Source organism: Desulfatitalea tepidiphila (assembly GCF_001293685.1).
Lineage (GTDB): Bacteria > Desulfobacterota > Desulfobacteria > Desulfobacterales > Desulfosarcinaceae > Desulfatitalea > Desulfatitalea tepidiphila.
The window spans coordinates 2,496,105-2,513,670 of the sequence record NZ_BCAG01000003.1; the positions used below are offsets into that span (position 1 = coordinate 2,496,105).

14 protein-coding genes are annotated in these 17,566 nt (G+C 56.0%); 8 read left to right on the forward strand and 6 right to left on the reverse strand.

Going from position 1 to position 17,566, the window contains the following annotated elements; all coding sequences use genetic code 11:
• Nucleotides 1-2: 2 nt before the first annotated feature.
• From DFT_RS15670 to DFT_RS15695, 6 genes are all read left to right on the forward strand, one after another.
• Complete coding sequence (locus tag DFT_RS15670) at nt 3-3,161, forward strand: efflux RND transporter permease subunit (protein WP_054032086.1); 3,159 nt, start codon at nt 3-5, stop codon at nt 3,159-3,161.
• Nucleotides 3,154-4,584, forward strand: coding sequence for an efflux transporter outer membrane subunit (locus DFT_RS15675; protein WP_054032087.1), 1,431 nt, complete (start codon nt 3,154-3,156; stop codon nt 4,582-4,584). Before DFT_RS15670 ends, DFT_RS15675 begins: the two co-directional genes overlap by 8 nt.
• Entirely contained in the window at nt 4,581-4,997 is a 417-nt protein-coding gene (locus tag DFT_RS15680) for a hypothetical protein (protein WP_054032088.1), read from the forward strand. Before DFT_RS15675 ends, DFT_RS15680 begins: the two co-directional genes overlap by 4 nt.
• Nucleotides 4,998-5,364: 367 nt before the next feature.
• A complete protein-coding gene (locus DFT_RS15685; RefSeq protein ID WP_054032089.1) occupies nt 5,365-6,372 on the forward strand; it encodes a metal-dependent hydrolase in 1,008 nt (335 codons plus the stop codon).
• A gap of 251 nt (nt 6,373-6,623) precedes the next feature.
• Nucleotides 6,624-7,994, forward strand: coding sequence for an SDR family oxidoreductase (locus DFT_RS15690; protein WP_054032090.1), 1,371 nt, complete (start codon nt 6,624-6,626; stop codon nt 7,992-7,994).
• A 22-nt stretch (nt 7,995-8,016) separates the two neighbouring features.
• A complete protein-coding gene (locus DFT_RS15695; protein ID WP_054032091.1) occupies nt 8,017-9,504 on the forward strand; it encodes a 4-hydroxyphenylacetate 3-hydroxylase N-terminal domain-containing protein in 1,488 nt (495 codons plus the stop codon).
• Nucleotides 9,505-9,568: 64 nt separating this feature from the next.
• On the opposite strand, the gene DFT_RS15700 is transcribed toward DFT_RS15695, so the two are convergent.
• The 5 genes from DFT_RS15700 to DFT_RS15720 all read right to left on the reverse strand — a co-directional run bounded on the left by DFT_RS15700 (nt 9,569) and on the right by DFT_RS15720 (nt 14,715).
• Nucleotides 9,569-10,243 (reverse strand): transglutaminase-like domain-containing protein, encoded by a 675-nt coding sequence (locus tag DFT_RS15700; RefSeq protein WP_083453541.1) that lies wholly within the window; start codon nt 10,241-10,243, stop codon nt 9,569-9,571.
• Between the two features lie 346 nt (nt 10,244-10,589).
• Entirely contained in the window at nt 10,590-11,948 is a 1,359-nt protein-coding gene (locus tag DFT_RS15705) for a TRAP transporter large permease (RefSeq protein ID WP_054032093.1), read from the reverse strand.
• 51 nt (nt 11,949-11,999) lie between these two features.
• Entirely contained in the window at nt 12,000-12,509 is a 510-nt protein-coding gene (locus DFT_RS15710) for a TRAP transporter small permease (protein ID WP_054032094.1), read from the reverse strand.
• Nucleotides 12,510-12,611: 102 nt separating this feature from the next.
• Entirely contained in the window at nt 12,612-13,619 is a 1,008-nt protein-coding gene (locus tag DFT_RS15715; RefSeq protein ID WP_054032095.1) for a TRAP transporter substrate-binding protein, read from the reverse strand.
• 226 nt (nt 13,620-13,845) lie between these two features.
• A complete protein-coding gene (locus DFT_RS15720) occupies nt 13,846-14,715 on the reverse strand; it encodes an alpha/beta fold hydrolase (protein ID WP_054032096.1) in 870 nt (289 codons plus the stop codon).
• Nucleotides 14,716-15,113: 398 nt separating this feature from the next.
• On the opposite strand from DFT_RS15720, the gene DFT_RS15725 reads away from it, so the two are divergent.
• Complete coding sequence (locus DFT_RS15725; RefSeq protein WP_054032097.1) at nt 15,114-16,061, forward strand: TetR family transcriptional regulator; 948 nt, start codon at nt 15,114-15,116, stop codon at nt 16,059-16,061.
• A gap of 59 nt (nt 16,062-16,120) precedes the next feature.
• Here DFT_RS15725 and DFT_RS15730 read toward each other — a convergent pair whose 3' ends face one another.
• Nucleotides 16,121-16,516: a response regulator gene (locus DFT_RS15730; protein ID WP_152972018.1), complete on the reverse strand. Its 396-nt coding sequence runs from the start codon at nt 16,514-16,516 to the stop codon at nt 16,121-16,123.
• A 604-nt stretch (nt 16,517-17,120) separates the two neighbouring features.
• On the opposite strand from DFT_RS15730, the gene DFT_RS15735 reads away from it, so the two are divergent.
• Nucleotides 17,121-17,333, forward strand: coding sequence for a dodecin family protein (locus DFT_RS15735; RefSeq protein WP_054032099.1), 213 nt, complete (start codon nt 17,121-17,123; stop codon nt 17,331-17,333).
• The last annotated feature ends 233 nt before the right edge of the window (nt 17,334-17,566 follow it).

Here is a 17,566-nt window from a genome sequence, read left to right on the forward strand (position 1 = left end):
CCATGGCAGGATTTTTTATCGACCGACCGGTTTTTGCGACGGTGATCGCCATCGTGATCACCCTGGGGGGTTTCCTGGCCATGCAGGCCACACCAGTAGCCCAGTTTCCGGACATTGCGCCGCCCACCGTTCAAGTGGCGGCGTTTTATCCCGGCGCCACGGCCGAAGTGATCGCCAATACCGTGGCAGCGCCCATCGAACAGCAGGTCAACGGGGTGGACGGCATGATGTACATGTCTTCCACAAGCTCCTCGTCCGGTGCCATGGCGCTCACCGTCACCTTCGAACCGGGCACCGACCCGGACATCGCCCAGGTCAACGTCCAGAACAGGGTCAATCAGGCTTCGGCCAAACTTCCCGAGGTGGTCAGCCGTCAGGGGGTCAACGTCGAAAAGCGCTCCCAGTCGTTCATGATGGTGATCAGCTTCTTCTCCCCCGACGATCGATACACCACCGCTTACCTGGCCAACTACACGAATCTCAACATCCTGGATGCCATCAAACGCATCCCCGGCGCCAATCTGGCCAGTATGTTTCCCCAGCCCGACGTGGCCATGCGAATCTGGCTCAAGCCCGACCGCATGGCCCAGCTGGGCATCACGCCCCAGGAGATCTCCACGGCCATCGGACGCCAGAACCGTGCTTTCGGTATCGGCCAGATCGGACAGGCGCCGATCACGGCGGGAACGCAGCAGAGCTTCGTGGTGACCGCCCAGGGGATGTTGACCACTCCCGAGCAGTTTGACGAGATAATCGTTCGCGCCGCACCCGACGGGACAGCCCTCGTCACATTGAAAGATGTGGCCCGTGCCGAGCTGGGTGCCAAGGACTACTCGATCGTTTCCAAGATCAACGACCGGCGGGCCGTGGCCATCGTGGTCTACCAGCAGCCCGGAGCGAATGCGATCCAGACGAGCCGGCAGGTGCGCGACCTGCTCGCGGAGCTGACACCCAACTTCCCGCCGGGATTTACGTCGCGCATCGTTCTGGACACCAGCGCCTTCACCCAGGCCTCGATCAACAAGGTGGTGACCACCTTCTTCGAAGCCGTCGTGCTGGTGATCCTGGTGGTCTTCATCTTCCTGCAGAGCCTGCGCGCCACGATCATTCCCATCATCGCGGTACCGGTGGCCATCGTGGGCACTTATATCGGCATCAAGGCGCTCGGTTTTTCCACCAATATGCTAACCCTGTTCGGAATGATACTGGCTATCGGGCTGGTGGTGGACGATGCCATCATTGTGGTGGAGAACGTGGAGCACAACATGGCGGAATTGGGCATGCCGCCCATGGCGGCCACGCGCAAGGCCATGCAGGAGCTCTACGGGGCCCTGGTGGCCATCGTGCTGGTGCTCTGCTCGGTCTTCCTGCCGGTGGCCTTCCTGGGAGGCATGACCGGGACCCTTTACAAACAGTTCGCCGTGACCATTGCCATTTCCATGGTCATATCCGGCGTGGTGGCCCTGACCCTCTCTCCGGCCATGGCGGCCCGCATCCTCAAACCGGGCCATGGCGAGAAAAAGGGATTTTTTCGCTGGTTTGAAAATGGATTCACGCGGCTGACCAATGTCTACGTGGCCGGCGTGCGCTGGCTGATCGGCCATCCGGTCATCGGCATGCTTCTCTTCGCTGCAGTCATCGCCGGCACGGTTTTTCTCTTCCGTATCGTGCCAGGCAGCTTCGTGCCCCAGGAAGACCAGGGGTATATTCTGACCGCCAACCTGATGCCCGATGCAGCCAGCCTTGAACGCACGGTGGCCGCCAGCGACAAGGCGGTGGCCATCTTGAAAAGCCATCCGGCCATGGGCGACGTCGCCCAGATCGATGGCTACAGCCTCATCGACGGCGGCGTGAAGGAGAACGCCGGGTTGGCCTTCGCGGCCTTGAAACCCATGGAAGAGCGCAAGGGGCAGCAGAACAGCGCCTTCGCGGTCATCGCCGATACCGGGCGCCAAATGGCCGGCCTCAAAGAGACCATCGCCTTTCCCATCAATCCGCCCTCCATCCCCGGCCTGGGAACCACGGGCGGATTCGAGTTTTACATTCAAAACCGCGGCGGTCACTCCGCCCAGGACCTTCAACGGGTGGCGCGCCTGTTCATGGCCAAGAGCCGGGAACGCGCCGAGCTGAGCGCCGTCTCTTCGACCTTTTCAGCCGCCCAGCAACAGATCTTTCTCGATCTGGACCGCCAACGCGCCGAACTGCTTGGAGTGCCGGTCTCAACCGTGTTCGAAACCCTGCAAACCTATTTCGGCTCTTCGGCGGTGGGACAGTTCGTCGAATACGGCCGCATCTGGCAGGTCATTTTGCAGGCCGATCCCCAGTTCCGCGATTCACCGGCAGACTTTGCGCAGATCCATGTCAACACAACGGGCGGCGATACCATCCCGCTGTCGGCGGTGGCCCGGATTCAATATGTGGCCGGCCCTAACCTGTTGACCCGTTTCAACGGATTTCCAGCGGCCAAACTCACCGGCAGCCAGGCACCGGGATACAGCTCCGGCCAGGCCATCGCGGCCATGGAGCGTGTGGCCCGGGAGGTGTTGCCTGAAGGATATGGATTCGCCTGGTCGGGCCAGGCATTCGAAGAAAAGAAGGCCGGCGGCGCTTCGGCGATGGCCTTTGTGTTCGGCATCGTGATGGTGTTCCTGGTGCTGGCGGCCCAGTATGAACGCTGGTCGCTCCCCCTGGGCGTCGTCCTGGCGGTACCCTTTGCCGTGGGTGGCGCGCTGCTGTTGACCTGGCTGTTGAAACTTCAGAACGATGTCTACTTTCAAGTGGGTCTGGTCACCCTGGTGGGCCTGGCGGCCAAAAATGCCATTTTGATCATCGAGTTTGCCTCAGAGAACCTGCGCTCCGGCATGCCGACGGGCGAGGCGGCCATCGAGGCGGCGCGGCTCCGCTTGCGGCCCATCGTGATGACCTCCCTGGCGTTCATTCTCGGTTGCGTGCCCATGGCCTTGGCTACCGGGGCCGGCGCCAACAGCCTGCGCGCCATCGGCACCGGCGTAATCGGCGGCATGCTCGCCTCCACGGTGGTGGCTTCACTATTCGTGCCGCTGTTCTTCGTTCTCTTGACGCGCCTTTCGGGCACCGGCAAGAGATCCGCTCCCGCCGCTAAAGACGCGGAGCCTTCCAAGGAGGTCGCCTCTCATGCGTGATGCTTTCATCCTCATCCTGGTGCTGGTGCTGACGGCCTGCACGGTCGGTCCGGATTATAAACGGCCCGAGGTGGCGGTGCCGCAGCAGTGGACCATCGACTACCCGGCCGCCGTCGAACTTTCCAACATGGCCTGGTGGCGCCAGTTCGATGACCCGGCGTTGGACGAGTTGGTTGAGCGCGCCGTGCGCCAGAACCTGGATCTGCAAGCCGCTGCGGCCCGAGTCGATCAATACCTGGGCGAGTTGGAAACGACCCGCTCGCAGTTTTTCCCCCAAATCGGCGCAGGGGCCAATCTATCCGCACAGCGTTCAGGCGGTATTTCCAGCGACGCGGCCCAGGTCGGCCTCAACGCCACCTGGGAATTGGATTTATGGGGACGGATCCGGCGGGCCAATGAAGCGTCGCGTGCCAGGCTGCTGGCCAGCGAACAGGGCCGCCGGACCGTGCTGATGACACTGGTGGCCAATGTCGCTGCCAACTACATCGCGCTGCGGGGGCTCGACCGCCAGCTCTCCATCGCCCGCCAGACCGAGAACGCCTTCTCCGAAAGCTACGAGATCTTCAAGCTGAGATACGAATACGGCGCCATCAGTCAGTTGGAGCTCAGCCAGGCCCGCTCCCTGTACGAATCAGCCCGTAAAGCCGTTCCGCGCTACGAGTCGCTGATCCGCCAGCAGGAAAATCTATTGTCGGTGCTCATCGGCCAGTTGCCTGGAGAGATTCCGAGAGGAAGAGAGATCGACGATTTGCCGGCCCCCCAAATCCCGGCCGGCCTGCCCTCGACCCTTCTGGAGCGGCGCCCCGATATCCTCCAGGCCGAACAGAATCTCGTAGCAGCCAATGCCCAGATCGGTGTGGCCCGGGCCGCCTATTTCCCCACCATCAGTCTCACGGGGCTGCTGGGAAGTGTGAGCGGCGACCTGGGCGGCCTTCTCAGCGGCGGCTCGCAGAGTTCCTCACTGGCTGCCGGGATTGCGGGCCCCCTGCTCAATTTTGGAGCCGTCTCCGGGCAGGTGGCCCAAAGCGAAGCCCTGCAGCAACAGGCGCTGTTGCAGTATCGCCAGACCGTACTGGAGGCCTTTCGCGAGGTAGAGGATGCGCTGGTGAGAACCACCAAGGGCCGAGAAGAGTCCGTTGTCCAGAAGAATCAGGTCGATGCGCTGACCTCGACCGCCGAACTGGCACGCCTGCAGTTCGATCAGGGCAGGGTCGATTATCTTCAGGTGCTCGATGCGGAACGCTCGCTCTTTTCCGCCGAGCTTGAAATGGTCCAGAAAGAGATCGATCTCCTGGGGTCTCTGATATCTGTATACAAAGCCATGGGGGGCGGGTGGATCGCCCAGGCCGACCGCCTGGGATCACATACCGGTACAAACAGTGGGACTGAATCACAGCCCACAACGCAAGGAGGTGCACAATGAAACGATTATGTGTTCTAGTAGCAGCGATTGGGTTCCTGTTGGCTTTGGGTGGATGCGCAAGCATGCCCACCTGGGAAGGCATGTCCGAAGCCGAGATTTCCGAGTGGCAAAAGCTCGGTATAGATGCTGAAACCGCAAACACCTTCCGGGAAGCCGACTTGAATCCTGAAAACGTTAAGGGCTGGTACGCTGCCGGGATAACCGATGCGAAGACGATTTTGAGCTGGCACGGTGAAGGCTTCAGCAGCAATGAAGCAGCAGAATGGAGCCAGCGGCAATTCAGCGTACGGGAAGCCGCCCGGTGGAAACAAGAGAAGTTCTCGGCAGATGAGGCCGGCAGATGGAAAGCCGCTCAATATGACTTAAACGATGCGGTTAGACACCGTGCAAAGGGATTGCAACCTATCCGTTAGCTGATATGGAAAACATCCAGCTGCTTTAGCGCAGTACGCGTCCCAGCGGGCCAGGGATCAGGTCTGCTGGTCAGGCGGTTTAAAAGAAGGCAGGGCCTCGATCCAGGCCCTGCCTTCTTTAATATGCATGAAGGATCATTCATCCTTTTTTGCATTCCCACACCTAAGGCTTATAGTTTTGTATGAGTTTGATGTGCCTGTGACCTGCCGTTTTATGATGTCAGGTACGTGGCGTTTATGAACATGATACAACCGTAAAAAGTCGCAGAGGCGCCATGCCGGCGAACGCCGGCATGACGGAAAAAACGAATTCCGGTTTTTCTACGGTGACGTCATCCGTATCTCAATAAAAAGGAATGGGCGGCCAATGGATTCAGTCACCCAAATAGCGCTGGGAGCGGCCCTGGGCGAAGCCGTCCTGGGAAAACAAATCGGCAGACGTGGCCTTTTGTGGGGTGGCGTGCTGGGCTTGTTTCCTGACCTGGACATCCTGATACCGTTTGGCGATGCGGTAAAAAACTTTACCTATCACCGGGGCTTCAGCCATTCGATGTTTGTGCTGACCGCCCTGACGCCGCTTTTTGTATGGATCGCGCTTAGATTGCACCCGCAAACGATTCAATATCGCAGAAGATGGTCTGCTCTGGTTTTCCTGGCACTGATGACACATATTCTACTGGATTGTCTTACCGTTTATGGCACCCAGATATTCTGGCCGTTGCCCACACCGCCGGTCATGTGGTCCTCTATTTTCATCATCGATCCGCTGTATTCTCTGCCCTTGATTGGCGGCGTGCTGGCGGCACTCTTGTTGCGTCGAACGAGTTTGAAGGGCCATACGGTCAATGCCATCTGCCTCGTGATCAGCACCCTTTACCTTGCATGGAGCGTTGGTGCCAAGCTGCATGTCAATCACATCGTCACGCAATCTCTGGAACGAAAAGCCATTGCATATGAACGGTTTTTAACGGTTCCCGCGCCGTTCAACACCGTGCTGTGGCGCGTCCTGGTGATGGTCGACGACGGCTATTATGAAGGATTCTATTCTCTGCTCGATAAAACCGGGGATATCCCCTTCACACACTATCCCAGCAACGGCAAGCTATTGGAGCGTCTCGAAGAACACTGGCCGGTCCAACGCCTGCAGTGGTTTACGCATGGTTTTTATTCGGTGAAAGAGCTCGATGGGGCCATTGTCCTATCGGATTTGAGGATGGGGCTGGAACCGGATTATTTCTTCCAATTCAAAGTCGGAGAAATTGGAAATCCGCACCCTGTCCCCACCCAGAGCGCTCGGATCCGCGCCGATCGGAGATTGGACAGGTTAGCTTGGGTCTGGAAGCGAATATGGGACCCCGGCGTACTGATCCCATAGAGTTTTACAGTCTGATTTCCCGGGTGAAACAGCTTGATGAACCTGGTTGCCCTGACGGGATTGTCCATTCGTATCACATACCCATCTACTCGGATCAGGTCCGCGGGCGAGTGTGAGTCCAACGTCTTGCCATCCCTGTCCACTCTTTTTTCTTGACAGCGAACCAGCTTCCTGGATAAATGCGATTAGGTATTCACATTCCGATTGGGTAATCATATTTTCGCATCGTTCCATCATTTCAGGGGGTTGGCTTGGTTGACATTCCCACCACCATTAAAAACAGGGAACTGGTCGAACGCCGCCGCCGCCAGATCATCCTGGCGGGCATCAAGCTTTTCGCCAGCCATGGCTTTCACAAAACCACCTTAAAGGATCTGGCCGAAGAGGCAGGCCTGAGCTATGGCAACATCTACGACTATGTGGGCAGCAAGGAAGATATCTTCTTTCTGATCCATGATTTTCTGGCCGGCTCGGCCATGGAGATTCTCAATCGGAGCATCGAGGATATCCAGGATCCCGTCGAAAAGCTGCGCCGCATGATCCACAGCGAGTTCAACCTCATGGATCAATGGGCCGATGCCTTGCTGCTGATCTATCAGGAAAGCCACATCCTGAAAGGCACCTTTCTGAAAAAGCTTCTCGAGAAGGAGCGGGCCCACCTGGAAATGTTCGAAAGCGTCCTGAACGAATGCATGGCCCGGGGACAGATGCCGCCGTGCAATTTGCGACTGGCGTCCAACCTGATCAAATCGATGATCGACGCCTGGACCATCAAACGATGGGACCTGCGAGGCCATTCGACCCGGCTCGAAGCGGAACACAGCATTATGGATATCATTTCCCACGGCCTGCTGGCACCGGTGAAAGGGGTTCCGGCGTCCGGCCCCGACACCGGCTCGCTGATGGGGAAAACGGCATTGATGGTCAACGCGGGAACCCTGTTGGGGCAGGCCGTCTGCAGCGATCTCACAGCCCGCGGGGTACGGGTGATCGCCCAAGTCAACCGGCACGACGCCCGGCTGCAGTCGTCCACCGGCATGCAGACCGGCGCTGTTTGCGAGCCGGTGTTGCTCGTCGACGACACCGATGGTCTCACAGCGACACGCATCGACCGCATCGAAAATGAGTTCGGCCCTGTGGATATCTACCTGCACGACCTGGGTGTCGGCACGACCGACATGCCCGACGCGCCGGTCATGAAGGAAGCCGCGGATGATTTTGGGAACAATTTGCGTCTGGCCCAGGATCTTGCGTCCTGTTTTAAGCACCGAATGGGCGAAAGAGGCTTGGGACGCATCGTCTATATCGCGCCCTGGGCCTGGGACGCATATACCGATGCGGTTCGCTTCGAAGTGGTCAAGGCCGGCGCGGTCGCCTTGACCAGGTCCCTGTCGCGCCAACTGGCGGCAGCCTCTGTCAATGTCAACTGCATCGTCCCGGGCTATATTCGAGGCGTAAGGCCCCTGAAAATTGAAAAAGCCCTCGGGAGGAAACTTCTGGAAGAAATTCCTTCGGGTCGTCTCGGAGAAATCTCCGACGTTCTCGAAACGGTCTTGTTCACGATCCGCGATGCATCCAAATACCTCACCGGCCAGGTGTTTCATGTGACCGGCGGACAATAAACCAACATCAAAGGAGTGCCCTATGCTGCGAACCAAGGAAGCCTACCATGAAAAGCTGTTTGCCATGCGGCCCAACATCTTCATCGGCGGCGAGCGTGTCGGAAGGGACGATCCGCGTCTACGCCCGGGAATCAACGTGCTCGACATCACCTTCGACCTGGCGCAGGATCCGGAGTGGAAAAAATTGGCGACGGCCGTCTCATCGGTCACCGGAGAAGAGATCAACCGATGGGCCCATCTTCCCCAGAACCCCTACGATCTGATCCAGAAGCAGAAGCTGATTCGGCTCGGCGCCCGCCGGGCGGGCGGCTGCATCCAACGGTGCATGGGCCATGATGCCATCAACGCTCTGGCCATCTGCACCAAGGAGATGGACCTGGCCAACGGCAGCGATTATCACCAGCGCTTTTTAAACTACCTGAAGGTCTACCACGGCAAGGATCTGGATGGCTGCTGCGCCCAGACCGACAGTAAAGGGGACCGGATGAAACGGCCCAGCGAACAGCAGGATCCCGATGCCTATCTGCACATTGTCGAGGAGAAAAAGGACGGCATCGTGGTGTCCGGCTTCAAAATGTCGATCACCCAAGCCCCGTATGCCGATGAGATCATCGCCCTGCCGACCCGGGCCCTGGGAGAGTCTGACCGGGATTTCGCGGTGGCCTTTGCCGTGCCGGCCGATATCGAAGGTCTGAGCCTGATTACCCGTCCGGTATGGCTGCGGGACAAAGACAACCCCGAAGCCGGCCCGTTCTGCCGCTATGGCGTGTCCGACTGCATCGTGTTTTTCAACAAGGTGTTCGTGCCCAAAGAGAGGGTGTTCATGTGCGGCGAATGGCAGTTCGGCCGGCGGCTGGCGCTGCTGTTTGCCGATTCCCACCGCCACAGCTACAGCGGGTGCAAGCCTGCGGTGTCCGACATCTTGTGTGGGGCCGCGGCGTTGGCCGCCGAAGCGAACAACGTCGCCAAGGCCAGCCACATCAAGGAAAAGCTCTCCGAATTCGCCGGTGCCGCAGAACTGGCCTACGCGGCCGGAATTGCAGCGGCCATCTATGGCGAAAAGACCGCCAGCGGCGTCTTCTTCCCCAACGAAATTTATGCCAACGTGGGACGGCGACTCACCGGAGAGACCATCTATCACGAGTATAACCTGTTGACGGAAATCGCGGGCGGTATCGCCGTCACCATGCCCTTCAACGGCGATTTCGAAAAAGGAGAAAACAAAGAGGCGTTGGAACGATTTATCGTCAGAAATCCCAACCTCTCCCCGGAAGCGTCCCGCAAGATCTGGCAATTTGTCGAGAACGTGGGTGCTTCGAGCATGGCGTCGTGGTACAAGATCGCCGGCGTTCACGGAGGGGGCTCTCCGATCATGGAAACCATCGCCTTGAATATCGGCTACGATTTTGAAGACAAAAAGAGCGTGGCCCGTTATCTGGCCGGTATCTCAGATTCCCTTGACGACTCCAAGATGCGGGATATGGAACCGTATGCTTTTGAAAACGATTGATGGCATAGTCGGGGAGCGGGATCGGCGGCATTGACCGTCATGCCCCCTCCCCTTCAAGCCACAATCATCGCCCCAAAGGATTCTCCTGTTCGATGTCCTTTTGGAAATCAAAGGCGCACAATTGCTGGGGCGAGCCGTAGGTGCGATAGAAATCTTTGATGATTTGATCGAGGGGGACGTCGGCAAATTCACCGCGGTCCCGCAAATACTCCATGTGCCTGTTTCCGAGCAGGTCGAAGGGGTGGTAGATCGAATCGAAGGTCCCGTCAAATTCGAGGGGTTTGAGTTGAAACCGGTGGCAGAGTTCAATGTTGAAAGCAGGCGTTGCCTTCACCCATTTGTCATCCAGAAGGATCGTGGCATAGCCATGCCACAAAAAAATGTCTGTCTTCATTTGCTCGCGCATACGGGCGGTGGAGAGATGATTTCTGACATCAGCGTAACCCAGTTTGACCGGAATGCCCAGACTCCGGCAGCATGCCGCCAGCAAAGCCGCCTTGGGCACGCACCATCCCCGGCCATTTTCCAAAGTGGTGCTCGCCCGCAATCCTTTGACCGAAAGGTCGATGCTGTATGGATCATACCTTATTTCATCCCTGACGCCGTAATAGAGCTTCACAGCCTGCTGCCGTGGCGTTGAAGCACCTTGAATTCGCTTATGAACGAAGGCCTTGACCGTCGGATGGTGAAAATCGATGATTTCTGTGGCCTGTAGATACTGCGCTAAATTCGAATTCACGATATTATTTTCTCCTTATTGGTGGTCGTTCCTTGCCGGGCTCTGGTTGCGATCCCATTGATACCAACTCATGGCGATATTTTGCAAGATTTGTCAATGCGGAACCGAATCAGAGGTGTCACGGTGGGCGTGTTCACCGGGGGTGACCCGTTGAAGGATTGAATGTCTATTGCGTGACTGCACAGTTTTTATAACAACACGGATCGACCGGCCTGGGGTCAAAAAGATGGCCGGTCGATCCGATACTTTGCTGTTCAGCCCAGACCAAATGGAAGTCTCCTGAATTGGCCCGTCAGGATGCTTTCGTGTTGAAATCAAAACGTTTCAGACACGCTTTTTGCTCCACTCACATCAGACTCGGCAGCCACGTGGCCATTTGGGGGAAAAAAAGCAGCAGTCCGAGCAATAGCAGCAAAACGGCGACCGGAAGCAAGGCGCCCTTGATGACGGTATTGATATGAATGGCCCCGATTTGTGAGATAATGAAAAGAACCCCTCCCATCGGCGGGGTGATGAGTCCCAGGTTGACGTTGAGCAGAAGAATGACGGCGAACCAGATGTTGTCCCACCCCATATGCAATACGACCGGGTACAACAGCGGGATGGCCAGATAAATCAACGAAATGCTTTCCAAAAACATGCCCATGATGAACAGGATGATATTGACCACGATGAAAAGGAAGGCGGACGAAAAATTCTGGGCGACGATGAATTCCAGAATCTGCTGCGGTATTCTTCCAATCACGACGCTGAAGCCCAAAACATAACCGCCGATCACCACTCCGGCCACCATGGCCGAAATGTTGGCCGACGACATCAGTATGGTCCACAGTTTTTTGAGCGTCACGGTGCGATAGATCCACAAACCTACGGCCGCACAATAGACCACGGCCACGGCGGCGGCTTCCGATGCCGTGAAAATCCCCAGATAGATGCCTGCCAGGATGATGACCGGTGCCATCAATCCCCAGAACGCCTCTTTCAAAGCGGTCATACGGGACATCGGTGGCGCCTCCACCGCCATGGCCGGGCTTTGGGATCCGTTGTCCTGGGCTTTCACCATGTCCGTTTGTCCTTCGGCTGCTTTTTTGCGCTGACGCGCGAAACCGATGTTGGTCACCACCGAAAGGGCGAAGGAGTAGAGAAGGATCAGCACCAGACCGGGTATCAGCCCGGCCATGAAGAGTTTACCCACCGATTCGTCGGTGAGATAGCCGTAGATGATCATGACCAGGCTCGGCGGGATCACGCTGCCCAGTGATCCGCCCGCGGAGATAGCGGCCGCAATGACCGCATCGGAATAGCGGGCTTTGCGCAGCTCGGGAATGGCAATCAGGCCCATGGTGGAGGCGGCCACGAAACTGGAGCCGGTCATGGCCGAGAACACGCCGCTGCTGACCACGGTTGCCGGACCGAGTCCCGAACGGAAACGGCCCATGAAGGTTTTGGCAGCGTCGAACAGGCGCTTTCCCATGCCGGTTTCCGAAATCAGCTGGGCTGCCAGTATGAAGAGCGGTATGGCCACCAGCGTGCTGGTATCCAGCGAGGCATACGCCTTGGAAACGCCGGTGGACATGGCCGAATCGAAACCCATATAGGCCGTCAAAATGCCGAACGCCAGAATCCCCAGCCCGAACCCCACGGGAATTCCCGAGGCGAGCACCAGTAAAAAAACTACCATAAACCCGATCACGTAGAGAGTCATTTCTTCAGCCTCAAAGAGTGGTTCATTAGCAATGCCGAATTGAAGCGCCGTTCAGCTCTGTTTCCGGTTCTGAATCTCATCGATCATTTTCTTGAGGAACTGTAATCCCAACAGCAATCCTCCGATGGGCACCAGCATCCAGGGAATCCACAGGGGAGTCGCCATCAGGCCGGAACTCGTGTCTCCGATATCGTAGGCAAACCTGGCATTTTCATACCCCTTGATGACGAAAACGGCCGAATAGGCGATGCCCGCGAAGTGGGTGAATATTTTCATGCGGCGTCGGTTAGCGACCGTCATGCGGTCGACCAGAAGGGTAATCGAAAAGTGGCTGTCGTTTTTCAGTGCGTAGCCGCACGCCAGATAGCCGATGGCGATACACAGATAGATGCTCATTTCCTGCACCCACACGGTGGGCGCACTGAAAAAATAGCGCATGAAAACATCGTAGCAGATGGAGAGCGTCACGAATGCCAGGCAGATGGCGGCGATAATACCGCCGATATCGCAGGCACTGTCAATCCATCGGAGGGCCGCTGTCTTTCGAGTTTGCGTTTGCATGGGGTTTCCTGTTTTCAGATGCCGGCAAAGGTGGATGTCCAAGGGTAAGAGCGCCTTGCCGTCCCACCGACTGGAGCGGCAAGGCGCCTTGGAATGGCTCTATTATTTGGCGCTGTCGACGATTTTCAGACTCAGGTCCAGAAGCGCCTCGGCTTGTTTGCCGTTTTTCTTGGCCCAGTCGAGCCAGACCTCACGACTGATCTGCTTGATTTTCTCGCGCTCCTCATCTGGAATGCGGGTAATGGTGGCCCCCAGCTTTTCCATATCGGCCGTGAATTTTTGCTCCCATCCTTTGGCCATCGCCAAAGAATAGGCCGTCTTCTTCCGACCCAGCGTGATGATGGTATCTTGAACATCCTGGGGAAGTTTTTTCCACTTCTTGAGATTCGCAACCACCAGGACCGTTGCGAAGCTCATATCCATCTTGGTGATGTAGGGCGCCACCTCATGGTTTTTCTCGAAAAACCCACCGACGATGGACGTAGCCACCGCATCGGACACCCCTCTCTGCAAGGCCATGTACTGCTCGGTATAAGGAATGGAGGTGTCCGGCGCCGCACCGAGTCTGGCCATGATCTCGGAAAAGATCGGGCTGGCGGACAAAATTCGCAACCCTTTGAAATCGTCCGTGGAGACGATGTTTTTCTTGTTGCTGTAGACCTGGACCCCGTCCGTGTAACTGACATAGATCAGCTTCAGGTTTTTTGCTTCCATGGCCTTTTCGATAATGGCCAGCGTTTCCCCTGAATAGGCCTGATCGACCTGGTCCAGGTTGTCAAAAGCAAAGGGCAGATAAACCCCCTGCAGCATGGGCACCATCGCCAGCATGGACGGTTGCAGCACGAGCCCGAGTTCCACTTGTCCTTTGGCCACGGCCGAATGCATGTCCTTGGGACCGAACAACTGGCCGCCGGGGTAGTCCACGATTTTCACCCGTCCGGCAAGCGTCGTGTTCACCTCTTCGATCCACTGCCCCCGGGCTTCGGCGATGAAATGCTTGGGAGGGCCCCAGGTGGCGAGCTTCAATATGGTCTCCCCGGCCGCAGCGTTCATCGGGAGCAGCGAAATCACAAACAAGATTGAAGCCATCGACATCATAAACTTTTTCATTTCCTTCTCCTTGTGTTTGTTTTGGAAGCAAAAAGCCGCGAAAGGCCGCGTATGGTTTTGGGGCCTTTCTGAAGCCACTGCTGAGCCCGATCGAAGCAGGATCAGGCCGCTTTGTTGAAAATGTTCATTCACTCCCGCGTCAGTGCGTAACCGATCCCGCCGCCGAATCGAGATCGCACGATCATGCGGAATTCGAAAACGCTGATGACGTTCTTGTCGTTTGCCGCTATGTCAGGGTATCAAAGAAATCATTCATCAGCTCTGCAACTTCCCGGGGTTTTTCTTCCTGAACGAAGTGCCCGGCCTGCAACTTTTCCACCCGGATGGTGTCGAAGCAATCCTCCAGGTGGTTCAGGTTTTCCGGGACGATGGTGATCTCTTCCGTGCCGTAAATATACAGGGACGTCATTGGAAATTTTCTGCCGGCAAGCTCGGACCAGTGCTTGGCATCCAGCTGCATGGCACGATAATAGGATGCACCCGTGGCCGGCGTATTCGGAATCGCGTAGCAGCGGGCGTATTCGGCGATGGATTCGGCTGGAATAATTCCGTCGCGACCTTTTTTGCCGAAGAAATAGCGCACCCAGACATCTTCATTGCCTTTGATCATGGCTTCCGCCAACCCGGGCTGCATCTGGAAGTATTGGTACCAGTAAGGCATGAAGCGCATGGCAGCCAGCGCATGGGCTGCCTCCTGGGCGCCGGCGGCATTGGTGATCACCGGTATGTTCATGATAACCAGCTGTTTCACCCGCTCCGGAATCAAGAGAGCGATTTCCTGGGCCACGATGCCGCCCCAATCATGACCGACCAGAAAAAAGGTGTCGATGCCAAGGGCGTCGACGATCTCGACAACATCTTTGGCCAGCTCCAGCTTCTGATAGGCTGTTACATCCAAGGTACGTTCGCTGTCGCCCAGTCCGCGCAGATCGGGTGCGATAAGATGCAGGCGCGCATCGAGATGTTTGGCAACCCCTTCCCAGCAATAGGAGCTTTCAGGCCAACCATGCAGCATGATCACCGGGAAACCCGCAAGATCACCGCCCTCCCGAATATTGAACACCCCTCTTGGTACGTTGATCATTCTGGTTTTCATGCGGAATCCTTTCGACGCCAAGGTCTATCGGCTCGCCGGCTTTATTGTCAGTCAAGTCAGCGAAAATGACGTTATGCCGTGTTAAATCGTATTGGGTTTACCCACAGATGGGCCGTATTTTCTGCAATTTCAGGTAGGGGTTGTCAAATAAAAAAGCACAGGCACCTAACCGTTACAAGAATTTTAATAATCTTATTTCATTATGATTTTTTATAAAGTAAAATGCAGTTCAATTTATGCGAGCGATATATTGAAGCGAAAACAGGATAGATTCCAGAACGAATCGACTTTTTGCTTTATAGTTTAACCTTACAATATCGACTTCATAGTTGGGCGACCCTTTCCGAGCATGGGGTCGGCCCGGCTGATGGGCCATCGACGATACAGCAGGATCTCTCATGAACCGCAATAAGAAACTAAAAATCAGCGACTTGGAAAAAATTACAGGCATTTCCCGGTCGACCGTCCACCACTATGTCAACTACGGTCTGCTGCACCGCCCGCACAAAACCGGCCATACCATGGCCTATTACGACGACCTCCATGTCAAGCGGCTTGAGACCATTCAAAAGATCAAGCTCGACTATCTGAAAACCGCCAAAACGACTCGAATTCCCCTGGATGTGATCAAGCACCGGTTGAACGAGAGCGACCCGCTGATCAAACCGAGCGGGTCAAACGGCAACGTCAATCCGCCTGGGAAGAGAGGGGCGGCCAAGGCCGGGAAGAAGAAAGCGATCATTGAGGCCACGCTGCAAATGTATGCCAACCGTGGCTACTACCTGACCAACATCAAGGATATCGCCAAGGCGGTCGGCATCTCCACGCCGACCTTCTACCGCTATTTCAGAGACAAGCGTGAACTCTTCGTTGAGGCCATCGAGTACGTGATCAAAAATTTCAAAAATGAAATCCGGGAAGCGGTGAAGCATGAAAAAGATCCGGCCCGGCGATCGAGAATCATGTTCAACACTTTTTATGCCCACTATCCGAAAATGGGTGAAATTCTCAATCAACTGCGATCAGGAGCCATCATCGGCGACCCATGGGCCAGATCGAACCTGTCCCGGCTTTATCGGGAAATGATGGAAAACCTGATTAAAGAGATTCAAGGCGCCATACGCAACGGCATCATACGCCCGGTAGATCCGGTACTGCTGGCCTATTTCAACCTGGCCATCAATGAAGCGGCCATCCATCTGGGCTCTATGAGTCAGAAATACACCATTGAAACCGCGATGACTTTCGTCGGTGAAATGCTCAACACGGCGTTTTTGACCGAAAAAGGCAAGCTGCGGTTCGATATCTTCTACAAATCCCGGCATCATGAGGGTCCGGAGCCATAGGCCGCGGCCGATTCCATGGCCCGGACAACGTATGGGCCCATGGGCACGAACTAAATTTCTCAGGCCAATGCCATGCCACCTGAAACGACCTCTTTAAGTTGATTCATTTTGAATGGCTTGAACAGAGCACCGCTGATGCCCTTGTTTTTCAGCCGAGGCATCACCATCCCTGGGCTCTCGCCGGTCATGGCGATGATCGGCAGGTTCGGATGCGTCGCTTTTATGCGTTCCGCAAGCTCCCAGCCATCCATGACCGGCATGTTGATGTCGGTCAGAACGACATCGATACCGACTTCATTTGCCAGGGAATTGAGTGCTTCCTCACCACCGTGGGCTGGTGTTGTATGATGGCCTAGTTTTTCAAGGAGTTGGCAGACCAGGGCAAGTGTACTTTTCTCATCGTCGACGACCAGAACGTGTCTTTTCATTTTCATCGCAACCCATTCGATTTTCAACTGTCATTCCAATGGATCCGTGGATCGTCACCGTTCGATGGGCAAATAGGATCCAAGGCCAAAATCGTCTCCTACAATGAAATGGAACTTGTTCCTTGGGCCGATCAATTTCTTTTTACTTCGGTGGCGCATTTCCGGCGATCTCAATTCCTTTGGCGGGGAAAAGCAGCTGAAAGGCCCGATGTCGCCCAGGGATCTTTGGTGACACGCAAAGCATTTTACATGCCATTTAGGTATCGTATGATATTCCAGCTTGTTATAAGATTAAGCACTCGTAGCAAAATCGAAATTTGACAATAATGGGTTGGGGTTTACCGAAAATGGTCACGGTCCATGAGTTTGAAAAACCAGCCGTAAATACCGGGAATGCTCACGCTAATGCCACACTGCCGATATGTTGCGGTTGCTGTTGCCGCTCGCTTGTATCCGAAAATTTTGGGAGGATTCACACATCATGGATTGACAGAATGGCTTGAAGGGATCTAAATTGAAATTTATACCGCTTGCCAGCAAACCTTGGGTACGACAGGCGTCATGAAACGCCCGGACACCACCAAGGCCACAACACTCAGAAACCTAAAACCAACAGGCAAAGGAGGCACTTATGGCAGAAAGTGTATACAAAGTCATCGAATTGGTAGGGACCAGCACCACTTCATGGGAAGATGCGGCCCGCGTGGCCATCGAGACCGCCGCCAAGAGTCTCAAGGACCTGCGGATCGCAGAAGTCAGTAAATTGGACATGAAGGTGGAAAACGGCAAGGTCACCGCATACCGCACCAGAGTGAAACTCTCCTTTAAATATCTGAACGAATAGACGTATTCCGGTTCCGTGACATTGCGGGCCATGCAGACCATTGAAGGGCGGCTCCAAAAAGGGGCCGCCCTTTTTCATCGAAGCCTGGCCAAGCCTATACGGCTCGCCTGTTCACAGACCGCTGAAGCCCTGCCTGTGCGCCGACCGTTCCAATGATTGGCATTCCCCGAAGCATAGTATGAACCAGGTGTACCGCTGCCATTGACACCCGCACCGCTTTGAAATAGATAACG